General features: G+C 38.0%; 17 protein-coding genes and 1 pseudogene. 11 read left to right on the forward strand and 7 right to left on the reverse strand.

The features are described 5' to 3' along the window. The 5 genes from L647_RS0118430 to L647_RS0118450 form a co-directional block, all read left to right on the forward strand. Window positions 1–669, forward strand: a 669-nt coding sequence (locus L647_RS0118430) for an IS30 family transposase (protein ID WP_024610111.1), incomplete at its 5' end; no start/stop codon positions are given. 132 nt (window positions 670–801) lie between these two features. Next, complete coding sequence (locus L647_RS0118435; RefSeq protein WP_024612345.1) at window positions 802–2,100, forward strand: M20 family metallopeptidase; 1,299 nt, start codon at window positions 802–804, stop codon at window positions 2,098–2,100. A 307-nt stretch (window positions 2,101–2,407) separates the two neighbouring features. After that, entirely contained in the window at window positions 2,408–2,821 is a 414-nt protein-coding gene (locus L647_RS0118440) for a GFA family protein (RefSeq protein ID WP_024612346.1), read from the forward strand. A 13-nt stretch (window positions 2,822–2,834) separates the two neighbouring features. After that, on the forward strand, window positions 2,835–3,281 hold the full coding sequence (locus tag L647_RS0118445; protein ID WP_024612347.1) for a Rid family detoxifying hydrolase: 447 nt from the start codon (window positions 2,835–2,837) through the stop codon (window positions 3,279–3,281). 78 nt (window positions 3,282–3,359) lie between these two features. After that, the gene (locus tag L647_RS0118450) at window positions 3,360–3,581 is read left to right on the forward strand and encodes a hypothetical protein (protein ID WP_024612348.1); all 222 of its coding nucleotides are present in this window, start codon (window positions 3,360–3,362) and stop codon (window positions 3,579–3,581) included. Here the strand turns inward: L647_RS0118450 and L647_RS0118455 are convergent. Further along, window positions 3,561–4,766, reverse strand: coding sequence for an MFS transporter (locus L647_RS0118455; RefSeq protein WP_024612349.1), 1,206 nt, complete (start codon window positions 4,764–4,766; stop codon window positions 3,561–3,563). The genes L647_RS0118450 and L647_RS0118455 overlap by 21 nt on opposite strands. Before the next feature lie 105 nt (window positions 4,767–4,871). Here L647_RS0118455 and L647_RS0118460 point away from each other — a divergent pair, with 105 nt between their 5' ends. After that, entirely contained in the window at window positions 4,872–5,663 is a 792-nt protein-coding gene (locus L647_RS0118460) for a helix-turn-helix transcriptional regulator (RefSeq protein ID WP_024612350.1), read from the forward strand. Between the two features lie 19 nt (window positions 5,664–5,682). Here the strand turns inward: L647_RS0118460 and L647_RS01000000124550 are convergent. The 3 genes and pseudogenes from L647_RS01000000124550 to L647_RS0118475 all read right to left on the reverse strand — a co-directional run bounded on the left by L647_RS01000000124550 (window position 5,683) and on the right by L647_RS0118475 (window position 9,210). Further along, window positions 5,683–7,747: pseudogene (locus L647_RS01000000124550) on the reverse strand (TonB-dependent receptor). A 74-nt stretch (window positions 7,748–7,821) separates the two neighbouring features. Further along, entirely contained in the window at window positions 7,822–8,478 is a 657-nt protein-coding gene (locus L647_RS0118470) for a YoaK family protein (protein ID WP_024612351.1), read from the reverse strand. A gap of 33 nt (window positions 8,479–8,511) precedes the next feature. Continuing rightward, window positions 8,512–9,210, reverse strand: a complete 699-nt coding sequence (locus L647_RS0118475) for a transporter substrate-binding domain-containing protein (RefSeq protein ID WP_024612352.1) — start codon at window positions 9,208–9,210, stop codon at window positions 8,512–8,514. Between the two features lie 122 nt (window positions 9,211–9,332). On the opposite strand from L647_RS0118475, the gene L647_RS0118480 reads away from it, so the two are divergent. The 3 genes from L647_RS0118480 (at window position 9,333) to L647_RS0118490 (ending at window position 11,129) form a co-directional block, all read left to right on the forward strand. Beyond that, window positions 9,333–9,581, forward strand: coding sequence for a TIGR03643 family protein (locus L647_RS0118480; protein ID WP_024612353.1), 249 nt, complete (start codon window positions 9,333–9,335; stop codon window positions 9,579–9,581). A 76-nt stretch (window positions 9,582–9,657) separates the two neighbouring features. Beyond that, window positions 9,658–10,026: a hypothetical protein gene (locus L647_RS0118485; protein WP_024612354.1), complete on the forward strand. Its 369-nt coding sequence runs from the start codon at window positions 9,658–9,660 to the stop codon at window positions 10,024–10,026. A gap of 23 nt (window positions 10,027–10,049) precedes the next feature. Next, window positions 10,050–11,129: an endonuclease/exonuclease/phosphatase family protein gene (locus L647_RS0118490; RefSeq protein WP_024612355.1), complete on the forward strand. Its 1,080-nt coding sequence runs from the start codon at window positions 10,050–10,052 to the stop codon at window positions 11,127–11,129. Window positions 11,130–11,581: 452 nt separating this feature from the next. Here the strand turns inward: L647_RS0118490 and L647_RS0118495 are convergent, their stop codons facing one another. The 3 genes from L647_RS0118495 to L647_RS0118505 all read right to left on the reverse strand — a co-directional run bounded on the left by L647_RS0118495 (window position 11,582) and on the right by L647_RS0118505 (window position 16,757). Further along, window positions 11,582–13,777, reverse strand: a complete 2,196-nt coding sequence (locus L647_RS0118495; protein ID WP_024612356.1) for an AAA family ATPase — start codon at window positions 13,775–13,777, stop codon at window positions 11,582–11,584. A gap of 866 nt (window positions 13,778–14,643) precedes the next feature. Next, window positions 14,644–16,020, reverse strand: a complete 1,377-nt coding sequence (locus tag L647_RS0118500; protein ID WP_024612357.1) for an NAD-dependent succinate-semialdehyde dehydrogenase — start codon at window positions 16,018–16,020, stop codon at window positions 14,644–14,646. Between the two features lie 221 nt (window positions 16,021–16,241). Continuing rightward, a complete protein-coding gene (locus L647_RS0118505; RefSeq protein WP_024612358.1) occupies window positions 16,242–16,757 on the reverse strand; it encodes an NUDIX hydrolase in 516 nt (171 codons plus the stop codon). A gap of 234 nt (window positions 16,758–16,991) precedes the next feature. On the opposite strand from L647_RS0118505, the gene L647_RS0118510 reads away from it, so the two are divergent. Together L647_RS0118510 and L647_RS0118515 are read left to right on the forward strand one after the other, a co-directional pair. Next, window positions 16,992–18,332 carry a sigma-54 dependent transcriptional regulator gene (locus L647_RS0118510; protein WP_024612359.1) on the forward strand — a complete coding sequence of 447 codons (1,341 nt, stop codon included), beginning with the start codon at window positions 16,992–16,994 and terminating at the stop codon, window positions 18,330–18,332. Between the two features lie 14 nt (window positions 18,333–18,346). Continuing rightward, on the forward strand, window positions 18,347–18,556 hold the full coding sequence (locus L647_RS0118515) for a hypothetical protein (protein WP_024612360.1): 210 nt from the start codon (window positions 18,347–18,349) through the stop codon (window positions 18,554–18,556). The last annotated feature ends 8 nt before the right edge of the window (window positions 18,557–18,564 follow it).

Here is an 18,564-nt window from a genome sequence, read left to right on the forward strand (position 1 = left end):
AAAGAAAGTGAACGGTCTGTCAGCCATGAATGCATTTATCTGTATATCTGGGAAGATAAAAAAGCAGGTGGTGAGTTATACCTACATCTGCGCCGACACGGTAAGAAATATCACAAGCGCAGTCATGGTAAAACAAACCGAGGGCAAATAAAAAATCGCGTTAGCATTGAAGAACGTCCACAAATAGTTGATGAGAAAGGTCGTATCGGAGATTGGGAAATAGATACCGTTATAGGTAAAGGTCATCGAGGCGCCCTTGTTACCATTGTAGAGCGGGTCACCCAATTCACTGTATCAACTCAGGTGGCAGGCAAAACAGCACAAGCCGTCACTGCGGCGACGATAGAACTATTAAGGCCATATAGGTCAGCGCTTCATAGCATCACGGCTGACAATGGAAAAGAGTTCGCTTATCACGAGCAAATCACAGAGGCTTTAAGTGTACCTGTTTATTTTGCTCACCCTTATCACTCATGGGAGCGCGGATTGAATGAAAACACGAATGGATTACTACGCCAGTATTGGCCGAAGAGCACAGATTTTAAGACGGTAACACCAGCGCAAGTTATACCAGTACTTGAGCAACTTAATAATCGTCCGAGGAAGACACTAGGATTTGAAACGCCTGCAAAATTGATGCAGGATCACTTGGCGGCTAAAGCCGCCTAAACGTTATGCACTTCAGATTTGAATCCGCGATATAAAAAAGTGAACCCTAATTTACTTTTTTAATTTGTACGCATATATTAAAAATACAAAAGTCGTTGTTGGCTTAATTACAATAAAAATAAAGGATGGAACATGAAACGCTCATTAATTTCACTCGCAATAGGATTCGCCGCATTTAGTACTTTCAACGCAAACGCAAACGCAAACTTAGACCAGCAAGTAAAAAGCGTGGAGCAGCAAGTTATAAAGTGGCGACGCGATTTTCATCAAAATCCAGAGCTTGGCAATCGCGAAACGCGTACCGCCGGTATAGTCGCTAAACATTTAAAAGCACTCGGTATGCAAGTACAAACCGACATTGCTTATACTGGTGTAGTTGGTATTTTAAAAGGCGGTAAACCAGGTCCAACCGTTATGTTACGCGCCGATATGGATGCACTTCCAGTAACCGAAAAAGCCGATGTAGAATTTAAATCAACCAAAACGACTAATTATCGCGGCGTTGATGTAGGTGTTATGCATGCGTGTGGGCACGATACCCACGTAGCTATGTTAATGGGCGCCGCAGAAGTACTTGCCAATATGAAAGATGAATTACATGGCAACGTTATGTTTGTTTTTCAACCGGCAGAAGAGGGCGCACCACAAGGGGAGGAAGGTGGTGCTGAGCTTATGCTAAAAGAGGGTATATTTAAAAAATATAAACCCGATGCTGCATTTGGCTTACATATAACGTCAGGTCTACACAGTGGGCAAATAGGCTATCGAAGTGGTCCAGCAATGGCTAGCGCTGATAGTTTTGAAATTACTGTGCATGGACGTCAAGCGCATGGCTCTGCACCTTGGACAGGGGTTGATCCTATTGCAGCCGCTGCGCAAATAGTAACGGGCGTAAACCATATTGTAAGTCGTCAGGTTAATATCACTAAAGAGCCGGCAATTATCTCATTTGGAAAAATAGCTGGTGGTGTTCGTAATAATATTATTCCTGAAGAAGTTGAAATGGTAGGCACTATTCGTAACTTTGATATGGACAATCGCGCGCAAATATTTGAAAAAATTAAAACTACAGCAACACATATCGCTAAATCATCAGGTGCTACAGCTGATGTACATATTCACGAAGGCTACCCTGTAACAGTTAACAACCCTGAGTTAACGGCAAAAATGCTACCAACCTTAGAGAGAGCAGCAGGTGAGAATAACGTAATCGAAATGGATAAAATAACGGGCGCAGAAGACTTCTCGTTTTATGCACTTGAAATACCAAGTGTATTTGTATTTTTAGGCGGTACTCCTGCGGAACAAGATTTAGCAACCGTTGCAAGTAACCACTCTCCGTATTTTTATGCCGACGAATCATCATTTAAAGTAGGAACCAAAGCGCTTAGCTTATTAGCTATTGACTATCTAAACACCCATAAAAAATAGTTTTAATGCACCACGTTACGCATTAGCCTAACGTGGTATTGCTGTTTTATTTAAAAGGTTTCATCATGTTTTTAGCGGCTGCTCAAATTTTAAAAACATTATAAGGCATTAAAAAACCAACCGAAGATATAAAGAAGCGGTAAATATTTTTATAAATTATTAAAAATAATGAATCGTTATTGCCGGTCTTTATATCCGAGTTCAATCTTTGTAAGTGCTTGTGGCTCAAATGCGCAGCAATTTACATGAAAATCATTCAGAATATTTAAAGTATATTTAATCTTCATAAGCATTAAGGGTCTAAATAGTGAAAATTACAGGAAGCTGCTACTGCGGCGATATAAAATACCAAGCTACAACGCAGAACAATAATGCACTAGTGTGCCATTGTAGCGATTGCCAACGTATGTCGAGCGGTCCATTTAGAGCTGTTATAGTTGCAGATCCAGATAGTGTTGTGTTTACTCATGGCGAGCCTAAAGAGTATGTAAAAACGGCGCAAAGCGGTAACAAGCGCGCTCAAGGTTTTTGCGGCAATTGTGGTACAACACTTTATGCTACAAATGCAGAAAAAGAAGGTCGTGTTTATGGGCTGCGTATTGGTGCTGTTGATCAGCGCGATGAGTTTAAACCGTCTGCACAAATTTGGTCTAAATCAACGCTTACATGGTTAAATAATTTACACGAAGTTCCTGCTTTTGAAACCACACCACAAAAATAAAGTGAATCAGATAATGAACACACTGATAAAAACAGTTTTTATAGCAAGTTCGCTAATCACCTGTAATGCTTTTGCAACATCGAGTAATGTCGAATTTTTAAATACAGGTAAAGCGAACCCTAACTTACCATTTTCGCAAATAGTAAAATCTGGTAATACACTTTATATGTCGGGGCAAATAGGTATAAACCCTGCAACAGGTAAGTTGGCTACAGGCGGTTTTGAAGGTGAGACTAAGCAAACGCTTGAAAATATTAAACGTACTTTAGAGCAGCATAATTACAGTATGAGTAATATAGTTAAGTGTACGGTTATGCTTACTGATATAAACGATTTTAAAGCGTTTAATGCTATTTATACCCAGTATTTTAATGCGCCGTATCCTGCTCGTAGTGCTTTTGCTGTTAATGCGTTAGCGCTTGATTCGTTAGTAGAAGTTGAGTGTATAGGCGCACTTTAAATTTAAAAGTGAGTTTTTCTGAAATTTTATTAGTTAAACGGCTGTCTATTTGAATAGTTACACAACAGAGGAAAGATCATGTGTAGTTCACCAAAAAGCAGCCGTGCAGTAAATAAAACAGTAATAAATTTTAATGACGAGTTAACGCAAGAGCAACGTTTACGTTTTGCTGCAAAAGCTAATTTAGCGCAAGAGCGTCGTGAGCAGCGCGAAGCGACGAATAAACGCTATGAGCAAAAGCACGCGAGTAGTAAACCTTCATCTGGTTTATTTTCATGGTTACAACAACTCGTTAGCTGATTTAGCCAAAGTGGTATTTTTACCACTGCCTAAACCGCATAATGCACACAATACTCCAGCAATAGCGCATAACCACAATGGCGCACTCCAGCTTCCCGTAGTTGTGTGTAATGCACCAGCCAGCATAGGTCCAATAGCGGCAAGTAAATACCCTACACTTTGCGACATGCCCGAAAGCGAAGCCGCTTGTTGCGAATCATCGGTTCGTAAACTAATAAACGACAGCCCCAATATAAAACACGCTCCAGAGCAAAAACCCAGCATTAAGGTCCATACAAAGGCAAAGTTAGGCATGTAAAGTAGCCCCAACGCACTGAGTGCACTCAGCATGGCTAAAATAAAGCTAAGCGCGCTTTGATCTTTTAATCTGGCAAGTAGCGGAATTAATATTAAACCAGGCAATGCAGTCGCTATTTGAAAAGCACCATGATAAGCACCCGCTTGGGTAGCTGAGTGACCGGTTTCGGTTAATATGCTTGGTAACCACGTAATAATTATATAATTTAAAAAAGAGTTTAAACCCAGTAATAAGGTAATTTGCCATGCTAGTAAATAACGCCATACACTTTTAGAAGTGTCAGATTGCTGAGCAATATTCGCAGGTTTTGTATGCTTACTTAATTGCGACATCCATACAATAATACTCGCCAAGGTAATAATGGCTGATGAACCCAGTGCAAGCTGCCATCCTAACCCGTTTAGTTGGCTAAGGGGGAATACTAAAGTAGAAAACCCACCCGATACAACGCCCATAGTAAGCACGTAGGCAGAGGTCATTAACGCAATCTTAGCAGGAAAGTCGCGCTTAATTAGGCTTGGTAATAATACGTTTGCTATAGCAATACCTACACCAATAATAGCGGTGCCTACAAAAAGCATGGCTGAGGTATTTATTACCCGCGCCGCAACCCCTGCAAGTATAAATAACAAAGCTACAAACAAGGTGCGCTCTAGCCCTTGCTTTTTAGCAAGAGTTGCAGCCATTGGCGATACAACCGCAAAGGCAATGAGTGGTAATGTTGTTAAAAACCCAGCTTGTGATGCGCTAAGCCCAAAGTGATTAATAATTTGTTCAAGCACAGGTGCAATACCTGTAAATGTGGCACGTAAATTTGCAGCAATAAGTAATATGCCAAGCACAAGTAATATGCCAGCAAAGCGTGATTTGGGTGTGTTATTTAACAAAAAAGATGCCATTAAAGCTAATATTTAATGGGCGCTAGTATAAAGGCTTAGCAAAAACTATAATTTAGAGATAATGACATTAAATAACTAAAAACAGACAAAACTATGTTTGATGCAATTGGTTGGGACGACATTAAAAATTTTGAAACTATGGCGCAGCCCATAATAGCCAAAATAGAGCACGCCCATGCAAGTCACGAAATCCCTCTGCACACTCATCCAAAAGGGCAGTTAATTTTAGCGCTGCATGGTTATGTAACATGTGAAGTGTCGGCAAAAATATGGATGGTGCCTACGCACAGTGCAATTTGGATCCCAGCAAAAAAGGTGCATAGTAATAGGGCGTCTGATAACGCGCAGCTTTGCCATTTATTTATTGATAGTAGTAAAAGCGGTATGCCACTAAATACCTGTACGTTAGCCATTACGCCGCTGGTTAAAGAGCTAATGTGTGAGTTGGCTGCGCATAATCAGCACTATGCTTTAAATAGTAAAACTGCACGTTTAGCGCAGGTGTTGTTTGATCAACTTATAGATATGCCCGTACAGCCACTTGATTTTGTATTATCTAAAAACGAGGTAATTCAAATCATGAGCGATCAGTTAATAAACATGCCAAACAATCGAAAAACACTACCACAATGGGCTAAGCAGTTTGCATTAACTGAGCGCACATTAGCGCGGTTAATTAAAAAAGAAACCGGTATGACATTTGGAAAATGGCGTACGCAATTACATATAATTACAGCCTTAAAGGCGCTTTCTGATAAGCAAAGTGTGCAGCAGGTGTCGGAGTTACTTGGGTATGAGTCGGTGAGTGCATTTATTACTATGTTTAAAAAAGTGATGAAAAAGTCGCCCATGAAATACATGAGCGACTTAAATCAGTTAAATTAGCTTAGTCTTTAAATAAGCACTACCACGTATAAGTTGCCGAAAGCATGGCATTACGTGGTTTGCCAGGAAAGTACCTGTCGCCGGTAAAACTGGTGTAATCGGCGCGCTCTGCATAAGCCTCATTGGTTAAATTAATAATGCGGGCAAGCACTTCAAGATTACTAGTAACTTGCCACTGTGCGCGCAAGCTTAAAACATCATGCCCTTGGTATTTATTTAAGTTTTCTGGGTCGGTGTAGTAGTTACCAACACGATGCCATTGCAAAGCAAGTTGTGTATTACTGAGTGCTTGCCATGTTAAATCGAGATTAGCAATATTGCGCGGCGCGGTATCTATGTCGTTGCCATTTATATTTAAACCATTAAGTACTTGGTTGTTAGTATAAGTATGCTTTGCATGTGTGCCTGCAAAGTTAAGCGCAAGCGACTTAGTGAGCTGGTAGTCAAGCTCAAGCTCAATACCACGATGGCGAGAGCTGCCATTATTTACCGTAAAAAAGTCGCTATCGCGGTAAATAGTGTTGTGTTTACTCATAGCGTAAACCGACACGCCATAACGCAGTTTTTCGTAAATTCCTTTAATACCTAGCTCTGCATTATTAGCTATTTCGGCGCTTAAGTTTGCAGTAGTTTGCTCGCGTTGTAATTGGTATAGCTCAGCCGCTTGTGGCGCTCTGTAACCGCGAGAAAAGTTCGCATAAAGCGTGTTATTTGTATTGTACTGATAACTTACGCCAAGCTTTGGCGATAAATTACTAAAGCTATTTTTCCCACTTTCAGGGCGACTGTATCGGCAGNCAGCCACCAAAGCCGCATTTTGTGCCATCGTCTTTTGTTCTACCTGCTAGCATATTATTGGTGTAGTCGTACTGCATATGCTCGTAGCGTACACCTGCAGTAAGTAACCATTTATTTAATTGCCAATCAATAGATGCAAAAGGCGCATAAAGCGTCGCGTTTACATCGTAATCGTAATGTTTACCTTGTGGCACTGTAGCAACTAAAAATGCAGAGCCCTGAGTTGGCTCATTTTGGCTTTGAGTAAAGTCGGCTTGCGTGTATTCGCCATCAAGCCCTAGGTTTACTTTTACATTACTTTGTAAATTATGTTGATAAAGCGATTGCACACCAAAGCCGGTTTGGCTGTTTTTTTCAAGCGGTGTGCCGGGTAAAAAGTGCTTAAAAAAGTCCATGTTTTGGTCACGAAAATATAACGTAGTGGAGAGCACATCATCGTTATTTAATTGCCATGTTGCGTTGCTCCATGCTCTAAATGCACGTGCTTTTCTAAATGCGTCAGGGTCAAAGTTTTTTTGCGCTAGGTCTTCGTTTTTATAGCTTTCAAAGCCTGTAATAAATCCTGCAGTTTGCTGATCTAGGTTTGTGTAAGTAAGGCCAGAGGTAAGTAATAAATTATTATTTGAATAGCGATGGCGAATATTAACTTTTTGTTGTTTTACGCTTTCGTCGTCGCGGTAACCGCTATCGTCGGTAACACTTGCGTTAATGCCTATACCGCTGTTGCCGTAATCTTGTCCTGCGCGTAATTTGTAGCGAGTATAGCCGTACGAGCCATAGTCTAAACCAACTAAACCACCGCCTTGAGTGGTGTCGGGTGTTATTACATTAATAACACCATGCACAGCGTTTGAACCATAAAGTGCAGAACCAGGACCTTTTAACACTTCAATACGCTGCGCCATTTCGCTGTGCGCTTCAAATAACTCGTTTATGTTACAAAACCCAGCGGCTCTCAGTGGTATGCCATCTTCCAAGGTTAATATGCCACCACATGCGCCTGCGCCCGAAAGCACTTGTGAGCGCAATGCGGGTAAATATTCTTGACCATTTCCGCGTTGAATATTAGCACCTGCTACACGTTGCAGGGCTTCTTCAATATGGGTAGGCGCTATGCTATTTAGCTGCGCTTGCGTTAGTGTACTTATTGATAAAGGCAGTGGGGTCGATAACGCTTCAATACGTGATGCCGTAGTTGTTATGGTTTCTATTGCATCATTATTTTGATTGTTGGCAAACGCAGTGTGGCTAAAGGGTAATAACAGCGGCAAAAAATAAGGTTTCATACATTCCTTGAAAGTGATCTATATTGCATTGCCTCTATAATATGCGGTTTTTATGTGCTTTTAAACTCGTTGCGTTAAAGCGTACGTAACCTATATATTTTGTATATAAAAGATAATACAAAGCACGCAGCCGCCGGAAATAATAACGCGAGCACTAAAAAGTACTTAAATAAAATATAACCAACAATTCCACCTAATAAAAAACCGCTAATAATGAGTAAAAATATAACGCACTTACGAGTATCAAATTGCTCACCTTTTAATGCTTTGCCAATCATTAAACCAAGGTCGGTAAAAATACCCGTTAAGTGTGTGGTACGAACAACTGCGCCACTGTAATTAGTCGCTAGCGCATTTTGTAAACCACATGCGGCAGAGGCTAAAACAATCCCATAAACAAATGTGTTTTTTAGTAAATAGGCACTCGCCAGTAGTAGCAGTCCTTCAATAAACAGTAAGGTGTCGTAATGACGACCAAGTTTTAATGAGCCACCAGAGAGCAATAAGCCCGACAGTGCAGAGCCCAACATAAAGCTAATTATTATTGAGAGTAGCAACAAGGCTGTGCTGGTATTTGTTATTGTTTTAATACCAAGCAAAGTAACTGAGCCCGATACATGCGAAATAGCCTGATGTTCAAATCCTAATAAGCCTACCGCGTTAACGATGCCCGCTATAAATGCGAGTGTGAAAGCGCCGTATTCAACCCATTTTGGTAGTTTTTTAAACATGCGTTATTCCGTAAGTATTAATAGCTTATAAATTTAGTTATTTTTATGCTGTTGAGCTTTAAAGCGCTTTATTTGTTCATCAACTAATTTTGTATCAATTAAACCATGCTTAAAAGCAATGTAAGTAGGAAATGTAAACTCATTTAATTGCCGAGAATAAATATTCTTATATTCTTTTGAGTACCATAAACCTGCTTGATAGTTAGTTATCGCGTATTCAACACGGTTTTTTTCTAGTAGACCAAAGGTATCTTTTGTTGAGAGCGAGTGAATAAAATTATTATCATTAAGATTATATTTTGTAGCAATAATCTCAGGAACATCAACACCGCGTAGCATAGCTATTGTAGCGTGTGATAAATCGTCAGTGTGTAGTTTATCGTTGTTTAAAGTAAATAAACCATACTTAGTGGTATGCAAAGGTTCACTGGTAAAATCTAAATATTTTGCACGTTCTTGATTATTAGCCAAGGAGAAATAGCAATCGTAATAGTCTAGCGTCATTTCTTTTTTTACGCGTGCCCAAGGTAAGTGAACAACGTCAATTTTTAAGTTTAAATTACGCTCAATAAACGTTAAGTATTCAATATCTAAACCCGTAAATGTATCTGTTTTTTCATCATATATAGTAAAAGGCGGGTAGTGAGTTGTTACGCAGCGCAGAGTTTTGCTTGGAGCAGCAAGTAATAACGAGGAAAAATTTAAAGCTAAAAAAAGTAATATTACACGCATAATTATAAATCTAATTCCCTTTGAGTTTGTAACCTGAATGCTAATTATACAGCTACTGGGCTTAATTGTATTGATCTAAGTATTTTTACCTAGCGTATAAGTTAAATTTTGTGAGATACACCATGTTTAACCCAGAGCAGCAGTCCCGCATTATTGAAATGGCGTGGGAAGATAGAACCCCTTACGAGGCAATAGAGCAGTTATACGGATTAAAGTATCCGCAGCTGGTGGTTTTTATGCGAGACAACGTTTCTAAAGGCAGTTTTAAAGTTTGGCGCAAGCGACACGCAGGTCGAAAAACAAAACATTTAAAACTGCGAGACCCCGCAATTATGCGAAGCCACTGCAAAACACAATATAAACAACGTTAAGTAGGTATTGGTTGTTTCATACGATGTTCAGCCATGTTTGTTAATCTTTAGCTATTAACTATATTAGAGATTATTTATGAGAATACCTATATATACAGCATTGGTAGCATTGGCTTTATTTTCAATAAGCGCAGATGCAAATCCACATAAAGATAAGCATAGTAATAAGCACAGCAATAAACATAGTAATAAGCACAGTAATAAGCACAACGATAATGACTACCTTTCTAAAAAAGAAGCAAAGCAGTTAATTCGCGCAGGTTGGACGCCACCAGGGCTAAGTAAAAGTTACCACAAGGGCGACTTTTTAGAACGTGATATATATAAACGAGGTAGAGTGATTGAACGCTCTAAAGCGAATGGTACAGTTAGTATTGAAATAGACCGTACAATAATTCACATGGTGCACGATACCCGACAAATACTTTCAATATTAAGTCGCTAAATTAACTTTATAAGGATATTAAAATGCTCATTGCGCTGGCTATAATTATTGGCTTTTTTTTACTGGTTACCTTGTTACCAATGTCGTACAGCCAACACTACTTAGTGCGTAGCTGCGACTTTGTGCGCTTACAAGTATTTTATATTGCCAGCTTTGTCGCCGTTACTTCGTTATTTTTATTATGGCAAAGTGGCGCAGTAGGTTATGTATTTATAGCCTTAACCTCATTACTTATAATGGTTTTACAAGGTAAATGGATTTACCCGTATACGTGGCTTGCTAAAAAAGAAGTGCAAAGCGCACCAAAGCACATAGATCATAGCGTAAGAATTATGTCGGCAAATGTACTCATGTCGAACCACAAAAGTGAGCAGTTAATTAGCTTGGTTAACGAGCACCAACCCGACCTACTTATTACGCTTGAAAGCGATAGCTGGTGGGAAAATAAATTATCAGTCATTAAAAAAAATTACCCGTATTACATAGAATGCCCTAAAGATAATCGCTACGGCATGCATTTATACAGTAAATTTAAAATACTTGATGCACAAATATGTGAGCTAATAGAGGAAGATATTCCCTCAATTCATATTTTGTTCGAAAACGACGACGGTCTGCAAATGCAAGGGCACTTTATTCATCCTGCACCGCCAAGCCCAACGGAAGAAGACTCATCGCGTCCGCGCGACTCAGAGCTAATTATGGTGGCTAAAGCACTTAAAAATCCAACTCGTCCTACCATAGTTGCCGGTGACTTAAACGACGTAGCATGGTCGCGTAGCACGCGTTTATTTATGCAAATTAGCGGCTTATTAGACCCACGAAAAGGTCGCGGTTTTTACAATACATTTCATGCAAGTTACTTTTTTATGCGCTGGCCGCTCGATCACTTATTTCACAGCGAAGGCTTTAAAGTAAAGCGTATTAAGCGCCTAGCTAAATATGGGTCTGATCACTTTGCACTACTTACTGAGCTTTCTTACGAAAATGCTAATCAGCAGTCATTAGAAACTAAATCGGCAGAGCATAAGCAAGAAGAAATCCAAGAGCTCGCAATGAGTAAAGCAGATAAGCGAAAAGTGCCGAGATTTGAGAAGGAGTGATAACTGCTCGTTCTAGTTATTCGTCAATAAGTCTTAACTTGCACTAGCTCAGACCTTAACTGTCAGGTGTTTGACTAATAATATTTAATCAAACCTGACAGTCTCATAAGTGCCATGAGCGGACATTCAGTATTTGAATTTAGGTCTATATTGATGGTCGCAAATGCCACCACAGCGGACGTTCACCTTTTTTAAAATTGAGATAAAAGAGAGTATTAACTCTAAGGCGCTTTCAGCTCATTTCGACATACAAAACTACAGATTAGTGGCCAAAATCTTTTGGCTCCTCACATAGAAAAGTTTGAATTTATAGAGCTTGTGGATAGTCCAAACAAAATTAAATATTTATTTAATATCCCATATAAAATATTAAGGTTTTCAGCTTAGGTTATCAAATATGACAACCTACCTAATATGCCAATGAGATACAGAATGTATTCAACCTGCAAAGACTAAGTCATCATTTTATCGTAGTGTTCTTCAAAATCAGTTTTAACAAATACCTCTTTAAATTTAGTAATAAATCTATCGGAATCTATCTCTCCAAGATCTGTAATATTTATTGAGTCAGAATGCGATTCTCTATTAATAAACCTGAAGAAAGGTGAAAAATCATCATCATCTTCTTCTAGCTTATCCAATTCGACTTTTAATACGTCTGTCTTATGTACAAAAGAAAAGTAATATTCGAGAATGTTTCTCATAATATTAGGTAAAACAATATTGTTAGTGCTTCCACTTTGAGCGTCTTTTATAATCTGCCAGTATGATTGGTAATCATTTTTTATATCATCTCTTCCCATAGAAACGATACTACTATTAGTATTTTTCAGAACTCTAAACAAATTACATTTATTATCAAATTTATCATTACCTGTAGCATCTTTCCCTCTAGGTAAATACTTTATCACTTCATGTAGATAATAAAGGCTATGTGTAAGTAGTATTACTTGTGCATATTTGTAGCCTTTAATAAGCTTTTTATGGGTAAGAGATCCTATTTCATAAATATAATTATGAGAAAGGCTTGATATAGGATCATCTACCACAATGATTTTCTTATTATCTGGAGTAGAGGAGTTACTATCAACACTGCCCTGGCATAACTCTAAAAAGTAGAGGTAAGTAATAAGCGTTTTTTCACCTTCACTGAGTGACTTATATACATCATTACCGCTTGAAGAAGTACCACGACAAAGGTAATAATGATTACTATTACCTAGTTTTGGTTTAATCTCGAAACCTTCTAAACCTATCGACTTTATTTGATTATTTATATTGATTACAGACGTTTGAATATTGGTGATTTTGTCACGATTTTCAGCAATGATTTCATTTTGAGATTGAATAGCTGTAGTGAGGGTGTTTTCTTCAGTTGTAGTCATTTCAATATCGGTATCTATTATTTCAATTAAAGTATCGTGAGCTTTGATAGCTGCGTCGTATTTAATTCGAATCAAAGACCAAAACTTCTTTTTAATAACGGTGAGGGATTCTTTTTTCTTTGATAATCTACCATTAAATGTTTGTCTAGAAGCATTATGAATATTGATAATATCATTAATTTTCTGTACTAAATCAGTAGTATATTCTAGGGTGATTTTAATACTTGGATCTGCTAGTTTTTGATTCAGTTTCGTAAGGTTTACTTGAAGTACACCTGAAAGTTTTTCTTTAGCTAGGTCGAATTTTGTATCATTAAGCGTTGTGTAGTGAGTTCCTGATAGTGTCTCGTTTAAAGTTTTAATTGCTTGCTTATATCCACTCTGCAGAGTTTTTAACTTATCTTTCTTTTCTTCATACGAAACATCAAAAAGATTATTAATATTTGTAGTTAATTCATCATCAATAGCTTGTTGGCAAAAAGGACATTTTCCTTCAGCGTCACCGATATAAACTCGTCCATTATCTACCCAGGTTGAGTTTTGAAGTTTATCGACTAACTCAGCTAAATAACTATCACTTGAGCCAACTATAACCTCATTTAAAATAGTATTTGATTCACTCGAAGCCAGATCTAAAACTACATTTGGTATCATGCTTTTTGGTACAGCACTTTTATTATTTAATTCTTTAGACTCTGTCGCTAGGCTTTCAAACGTGTACTCAGGTGTTTCAATGAGGTCTGTTTTTAGGAGTTCATAATAAAAGGTAGAAGCAGATCCCTTAAAACCAACTAAACAATGATCTAAGTCTTTTTTGTCATGCTTTTTTTTGATTTCAAAACATTTATCTTTAATCGCTTTATCTTGTGTAGTTTTTTTATCTTTATGTTGATCTATTAGAATTTGTTTTTGGGTTCTTTGTTCTTCTAATTTTACTATTTCTGCTTCAGCGGTGCTTATAGCTTGTTCCGCTGTTACGTTCGTTTCGCCTAAAGTAAAAACCCCCTCAAAGCTATCTTGAGAGAAGTTTTTTTCAACAAAATCAGTGTTATACACTAATATTTGATAATCTTGAGAGTTGGGTAACACATAACTACAATTACTATAATTATTATGTGTTGTATCTTGAAGGTATCTTGCTACCGTTGATTTACCAGTACCATTATGACCGTAAAACAGTACTATTTTTTTATTTGTATTTAGTGATACAGGGGTAGGATTTTGGAAACTGGCCACTCCTTGTATAGAAATTGATTCGATCATATATCTCTTCCATGATTAGTGATAAAAATTCAGGTATACAATCTAGCATATATACTTATATTTCAATGAGTCTATATCAACAACACTATAAAAAAACATGCCATATTTAGGCTTTCGTATTGTTGAATTTATAACAAAATTATCTTATTAGACTAAAAATAAATGCCAACAATAGTTATTACAGCTATGCCTAAGTCAAAATTAAAACCGTCGATCAAATATATTATCGACGGTTTATTTGATCTGTTTATCCTTAATATTCATGCCGAAGAATAAAACTCCACTAGCTATAATGAGCTTGAACCTGTCATACAAAGCAAGAAATTCGACCGACCGCTTATCGCTCATTTTTGTCTGTCAGGTTTCAGGTATTAGCTTCTACATATTCATAGTTAGCTCTGGGTTTAATCGTACTTGGTCTCGCTCTGTTTAAGCATTATATTTGTGATGTTTTCTGTAATAGTGCTCACTCTATTTATGTCTTTAAATATACGTCTTAACAGGTTTGTAATCGCAATTTAAAATAGCGATAAAAGTAGCGTGCTTACATTTTTATTAAATAAGCTAAATTGTGAAGTGAGTTTTAAATTATTAAAATTTAATGAAGTAGTAATGGTTAGCTTGTAACTTTTTATTTTGAAGGATATTTAATTCTTAAAAGCGCGATGTAAAATCGCACCTACGAATATATCCAAAACTCGGTACTATCTCTTACTAAAAACTAAGTACTGCCTCCTGAAAATTACTTTTTAAAAGTAATAAAAAAGCCTAAAAGCGGTTACCCACTTTTAGGCTTAGTAATTTTGTATTTTAAACACGTATTAAAAACATCTATTTAAAACACTTATTTCATTTATGCAGCTAAATTAGCTGGCGATCATAATGCTTTTAACATTAACAAATTCGCGCATACCAAAGCCGCCGTGTTCTCGTCCGTAGCCACTGCCTTTAACGCCACCAAACGGTAAGTTAGGTTGTGCTAAACCGTAGCCGTTAATGTTGATCATGCCGGTGTCGAAATACTTTTTAGCAAGTTCAATGGCTTTTTTCTCATCTTTTGAGAAAATACCGCCGCCCAAACCATAGCGAGAGTCGTTGGCGATACGCATTGCATCATCGTTGTCTTTCGCTTTAATAAGTGAAGCAACTGGACCAAATAATTCGTCGTCGTAGGCTGGCATACCTGGTGATAAGTTATCGAGTAGCGTTGGTGGGTAGTAGTAACCTGTTTGCTGTGGTATTTCGCCACCCGTTACTATGTTTGCACCTGCTTTAACCGATTCCATAACTTGGTCGTGAATGCCGTCGCGTAAATCTTTACGTGCCATCGGACCTAAGTCAGTCTCGTCTGCCATTGGGTCGCCCATTTTCATGGCTTCAAATTGCTCTTTTATTTGCGCTTTGAACTCATCATAAAGTGACTCAACCACTACGTAACGTTTAGCTGAAACACACGTTTCGCCGTTATTGATCATGCGACCTGTTACACAGGTTTTAACTGCAAGCTCTAAGTCTGCGTCATCAAGTACTAAGTATGCATCGTTGCTACCCAGTTCTAACACTGTTTTTTTAGCGTGTTTACCGGCTTCTTCAGCTACTTTTTTACCTGTGGCATCACTACCCGTAAAGGTTACGCCGCTAATTGCTTTGTGCGCAATGAGTGAGCTGGCGGTTTTACCGTCGATGAGTAAGTTGCTGAAACAGTACTCTGGGAAACCGGCTTGTTTAAATAGCGCTTCAATTTTTTCAGCCATGCCAAATACGTTACCAGCATGCTTTAATACGGTAGTGTTACCAGCCATGATGTTGGCTGCACTGTAGCGAATTACTTGATAAAGCGGGAAGTTCCACGGCTGAATGCCTAATAGTACGCCTGTTGGTTGGTAGCTAATGATTGCTCGCCCACCATCCATATCGCGTTCTTCGTCAGCAAGTACTTGTGGACCGTTTTCAGCAGTGTAACGACAAATGTTAGCGCACAACTCAACTTCTTGAAAACCTTGTTTGTACACTTTACCCATTTCTTCGGTCATGAGTTTTGCGATAGCTTCTTTTTGTTCTTCAAAAAGTGAAGCTAATTTATTAAGATATTTTGCACGTTCGGTAAATGACGTTAAGCGCCATTTTAAATATGTTTCGTGAGATTTTTCAATTACCTGCTCAGCTTCTTTTTGAGAAAGTAGTGTATAGGTTTCAATGGTTTTCTCAGTTGTCGGATTAATCGTTTTAACTGTGTTACTCATTTCTATCTCCTTACAAATTTAGTTATTTGGAAGGGTGCAAGGCTAAAGCCAGTTTTTTAAATTACTGCTTTTTGTTTTTATTATATTGATTTTGTTGGTTAATTTTATATTTTTTGCTGGTGGGTTATTTTTTTAATATAAGGTATGAAGTGTTTAATGCAGTAAAATTTTCTGAGTGTTGCAAAATTTACAACACCCGCAAGGTACAGCAATAGTTAGTTTTATATTAGCTCGTCGGCAATGCGCTTTAGTAAGTAGGTTTCTCGTAAAATAGAGAGCCCTTGTTTTTCGCTGTTTGCCAGCGTGCGTTCGTTATGTGCAATTGCATCGTTAATATTAACCCACTTAGCGGTCATGCCATTTTGTTGCTCGTAATGCTCTAGTTGGGCTTTACCAAACTCGTCAGCAATATTGCATATATAGCAATACGATTTGATGTGAATAATGTCAAAATCGTCTTTATACCAAGGGCGATACTCTTCATAGAGCCCAAAGGCTTTAACTACATTTATTTGTTGTGCGCCGGTTTCCTCATTGAGTTCACGTATTAAACCTTGTTCAATGCTTTCACCTTCATCTACTCCACCACCAGGCAAGCTGTAGTCTTCATAACGGTTTGTGTACATTAATAATATTTTGTTATTTTTAATTACAATGGCGCGAGCTGTTAAGCGTGTAAATTGACTGCCTTGATCAATATTAATACCTGAATGAACTAAGGTTTTTAATTGCTTCATTTAGTCTCCTTTATTGAGTTTTTAATAATAGCAGTAGCTACCGTTCTATAAATAGAAACGATTTCAATTATTTTTTATATTTTATGATCGATTTTTTTAAGCATACGTAAATATAAGGTTGGTAATATCAGAAGTATTTAACCACTTCAGTTAATTTAAATAATTAGATTCTGAGTGTGCCTTTAAATTAGTATTTATGATGCGTAGAATAACAAAAAAGCATAGGGATTTATCATGTTAAATATACTTTTAGTAGACGATGACGTTGAGTTTAGTGACGTTGTTTGCCACATAGTCGAATTCCTCGGCCACAATATAAACACCGCTACCAGTTTAAAAGAAGCACACCAATGGTTTGAGAATAATACCTTTGACCATGTGTTGCTTGATTTTATGTTACCTGATGGTAGTGGTTTACATTTACTCGATCATTTAAAAACGATTGGGCAATCTCCAAAAATTACACTTATATCGGGTCATCCTTCAGTTAAAGGTATTTTAGCTGAAATGTGTGAGCCAAATGTAGGGCATTTATTAAAACCGTTACAACGCGAAGACTTAGAGCTAGTTTTAAACGGTCCTAAAAAAGCAGTTAAAAAAGCCAAGTCGAGCGGAATTACACGCCACTTTGGTGGCTTAATTGGTGAATCGGAAGTAATGCACAAGCTTTACAACATGATTGAACGCGTAGCTAAAACAAATGCTAACGTAATGCTTATGGGTGAAAGTGGTGCGGGTAAGGAAGTGGTGGCTCAGGCTATTCATAATGCAAGCCAATGCGAAGGACCACTAGTTGCAAGTAACTGTGGTGCGCTTTCAAAAGAGCTAATTGGTAGTGAATTATTTGGTCATGAAAAAGGTGCCTTTACGGGCGCTATTGCACGCAAAGAAGGTGTATTTGAGCAATCAAATAACGGCACTTTATTTTTAGATGAAGTAACCGAAATGCCAATTGATATGCAGCCAAATTTACTGCGAGTGCTTGAAACTAAAAAAGTAACACGCGTAGGTGGTAACAGAGAAATAGCCACTAACTGCCGCGTTATTTCAGCAACTAACCGCTCACTTATCGATTTAGCGCAAAATAATATTATTCGTGAAGATATTTACTTTAGGCTGGCTGTTTTTCCTATTGATATACCGCCACTTCGCGACAGGAAAGAAGATATTCCTTTACTAGCTAAAGCGTTTTTAGATCAGCTTAATGACGAAAATGGCACTGCATTTAGTTGGACACCAGCGCAACTTAAAGAGCTACAAAGCTATGAGTGGCCGGGCAATGTGCGCGAAATTCGCCACGCAATACACCGAGCATTTATTATGAGTGACCCGCAAACCAGCGACATTATTTTACCTGATAATTTAGAGTCGCCTTTTTCGCGTGTTAATAATCAAACCGCAGATAAGCCTGTGTCGGCAGGGCAAACCATTGAAGAAGTTGAAAAAGAACTTATTCATGCAACGCTTGATAAAGTGCAAGGTAATAAAACACTCGCTGCGCAAATGCTAGGTATTAGTACTAAAACACTTTATAACCGCCTTAATGCATACGGCGGTATTGGCGAATATAAATAGATCTAAGGAAGGGTATGACATCTGAAAACCAAACAGAGCAGCTAAATAAATTAGTACACGATGCAAGGGCACCGCTTAATCGTATATCGATGAATGCAGAGCTTATTAAGTTGGTACTTGAAAATGATATGCCAAAAGAAAAAGCGTTAGATGCGCTCAATAAAATAATTAATAACTGCCAGCAGTGCAGTGCAAGTTTACAAAAAATATCAGACTCTCAATAAATAGTAAG

The organism is Pseudoalteromonas sp. TB64, from assembly GCF_000498095.1.
Classification (GTDB): Bacteria; Pseudomonadota; Gammaproteobacteria; order Enterobacterales; family Alteromonadaceae; genus Pseudoalteromonas.

Coding starts and splice junctions, on each gene's coding strand:
- L647_RS0118490 (WP_024612355.1), top strand. CDS start 10,050: ATGCTCATTGCGCTGGCTATAATTATTGGCTTTTTTTTACTGGTTACC.
- L647_RS0118510 (WP_024612359.1), top strand. CDS start 16,992: ATGTTAAATATACTTTTAGTAGACGATGACGTTGAGTTTAGTGACGTT.
- L647_RS0118470 (WP_024612351.1), bottom strand. CDS start 8,478: ATGTTTAAAAAACTACCAAAATGGGTTGAATACGGCGCTTTCACACTC.
- L647_RS0118450 (WP_024612348.1), top strand. CDS start 3,360: ATGTGTAGTTCACCAAAAAGCAGCCGTGCAGTAAATAAAACAGTAATA.
- L647_RS0118445 (WP_024612347.1), top strand. CDS start 2,835: ATGAACACACTGATAAAAACAGTTTTTATAGCAAGTTCGCTAATCACC.
- L647_RS0118515 (WP_024612360.1), top strand. CDS start 18,347: ATGACATCTGAAAACCAAACAGAGCAGCTAAATAAATTAGTACACGAT.
- L647_RS0118460 (WP_024612350.1), top strand. CDS start 4,872: ATGTTTGATGCAATTGGTTGGGACGACATTAAAAATTTTGAAACTATG.
- L647_RS0118500 (WP_024612357.1), bottom strand. CDS start 16,020: ATGAGTAACACAGTTAAAACGATTAATCCGACAACTGAGAAAACCATT.
- L647_RS0118435 (WP_024612345.1), top strand. CDS start 802: ATGAAACGCTCATTAATTTCACTCGCAATAGGATTCGCCGCATTTAGT.
- L647_RS0118485 (WP_024612354.1), top strand. CDS start 9,658: ATGAGAATACCTATATATACAGCATTGGTAGCATTGGCTTTATTTTCA.
- L647_RS0118475 (WP_024612352.1), bottom strand. CDS start 9,210: ATGCGTGTAATATTACTTTTTTTAGCTTTAAATTTTTCCTCGTTATTA.
- L647_RS0118495 (WP_024612356.1), bottom strand. CDS start 13,777: ATGATCGAATCAATTTCTATACAAGGAGTGGCCAGTTTCCAAAATCCT.
- L647_RS0118480 (WP_024612353.1), top strand. CDS start 9,333: ATGTTTAACCCAGAGCAGCAGTCCCGCATTATTGAAATGGCGTGGGAA.
- L647_RS0118505 (WP_024612358.1), bottom strand. CDS start 16,757: ATGAAGCAATTAAAAACCTTAGTTCATTCAGGTATTAATATTGATCAA.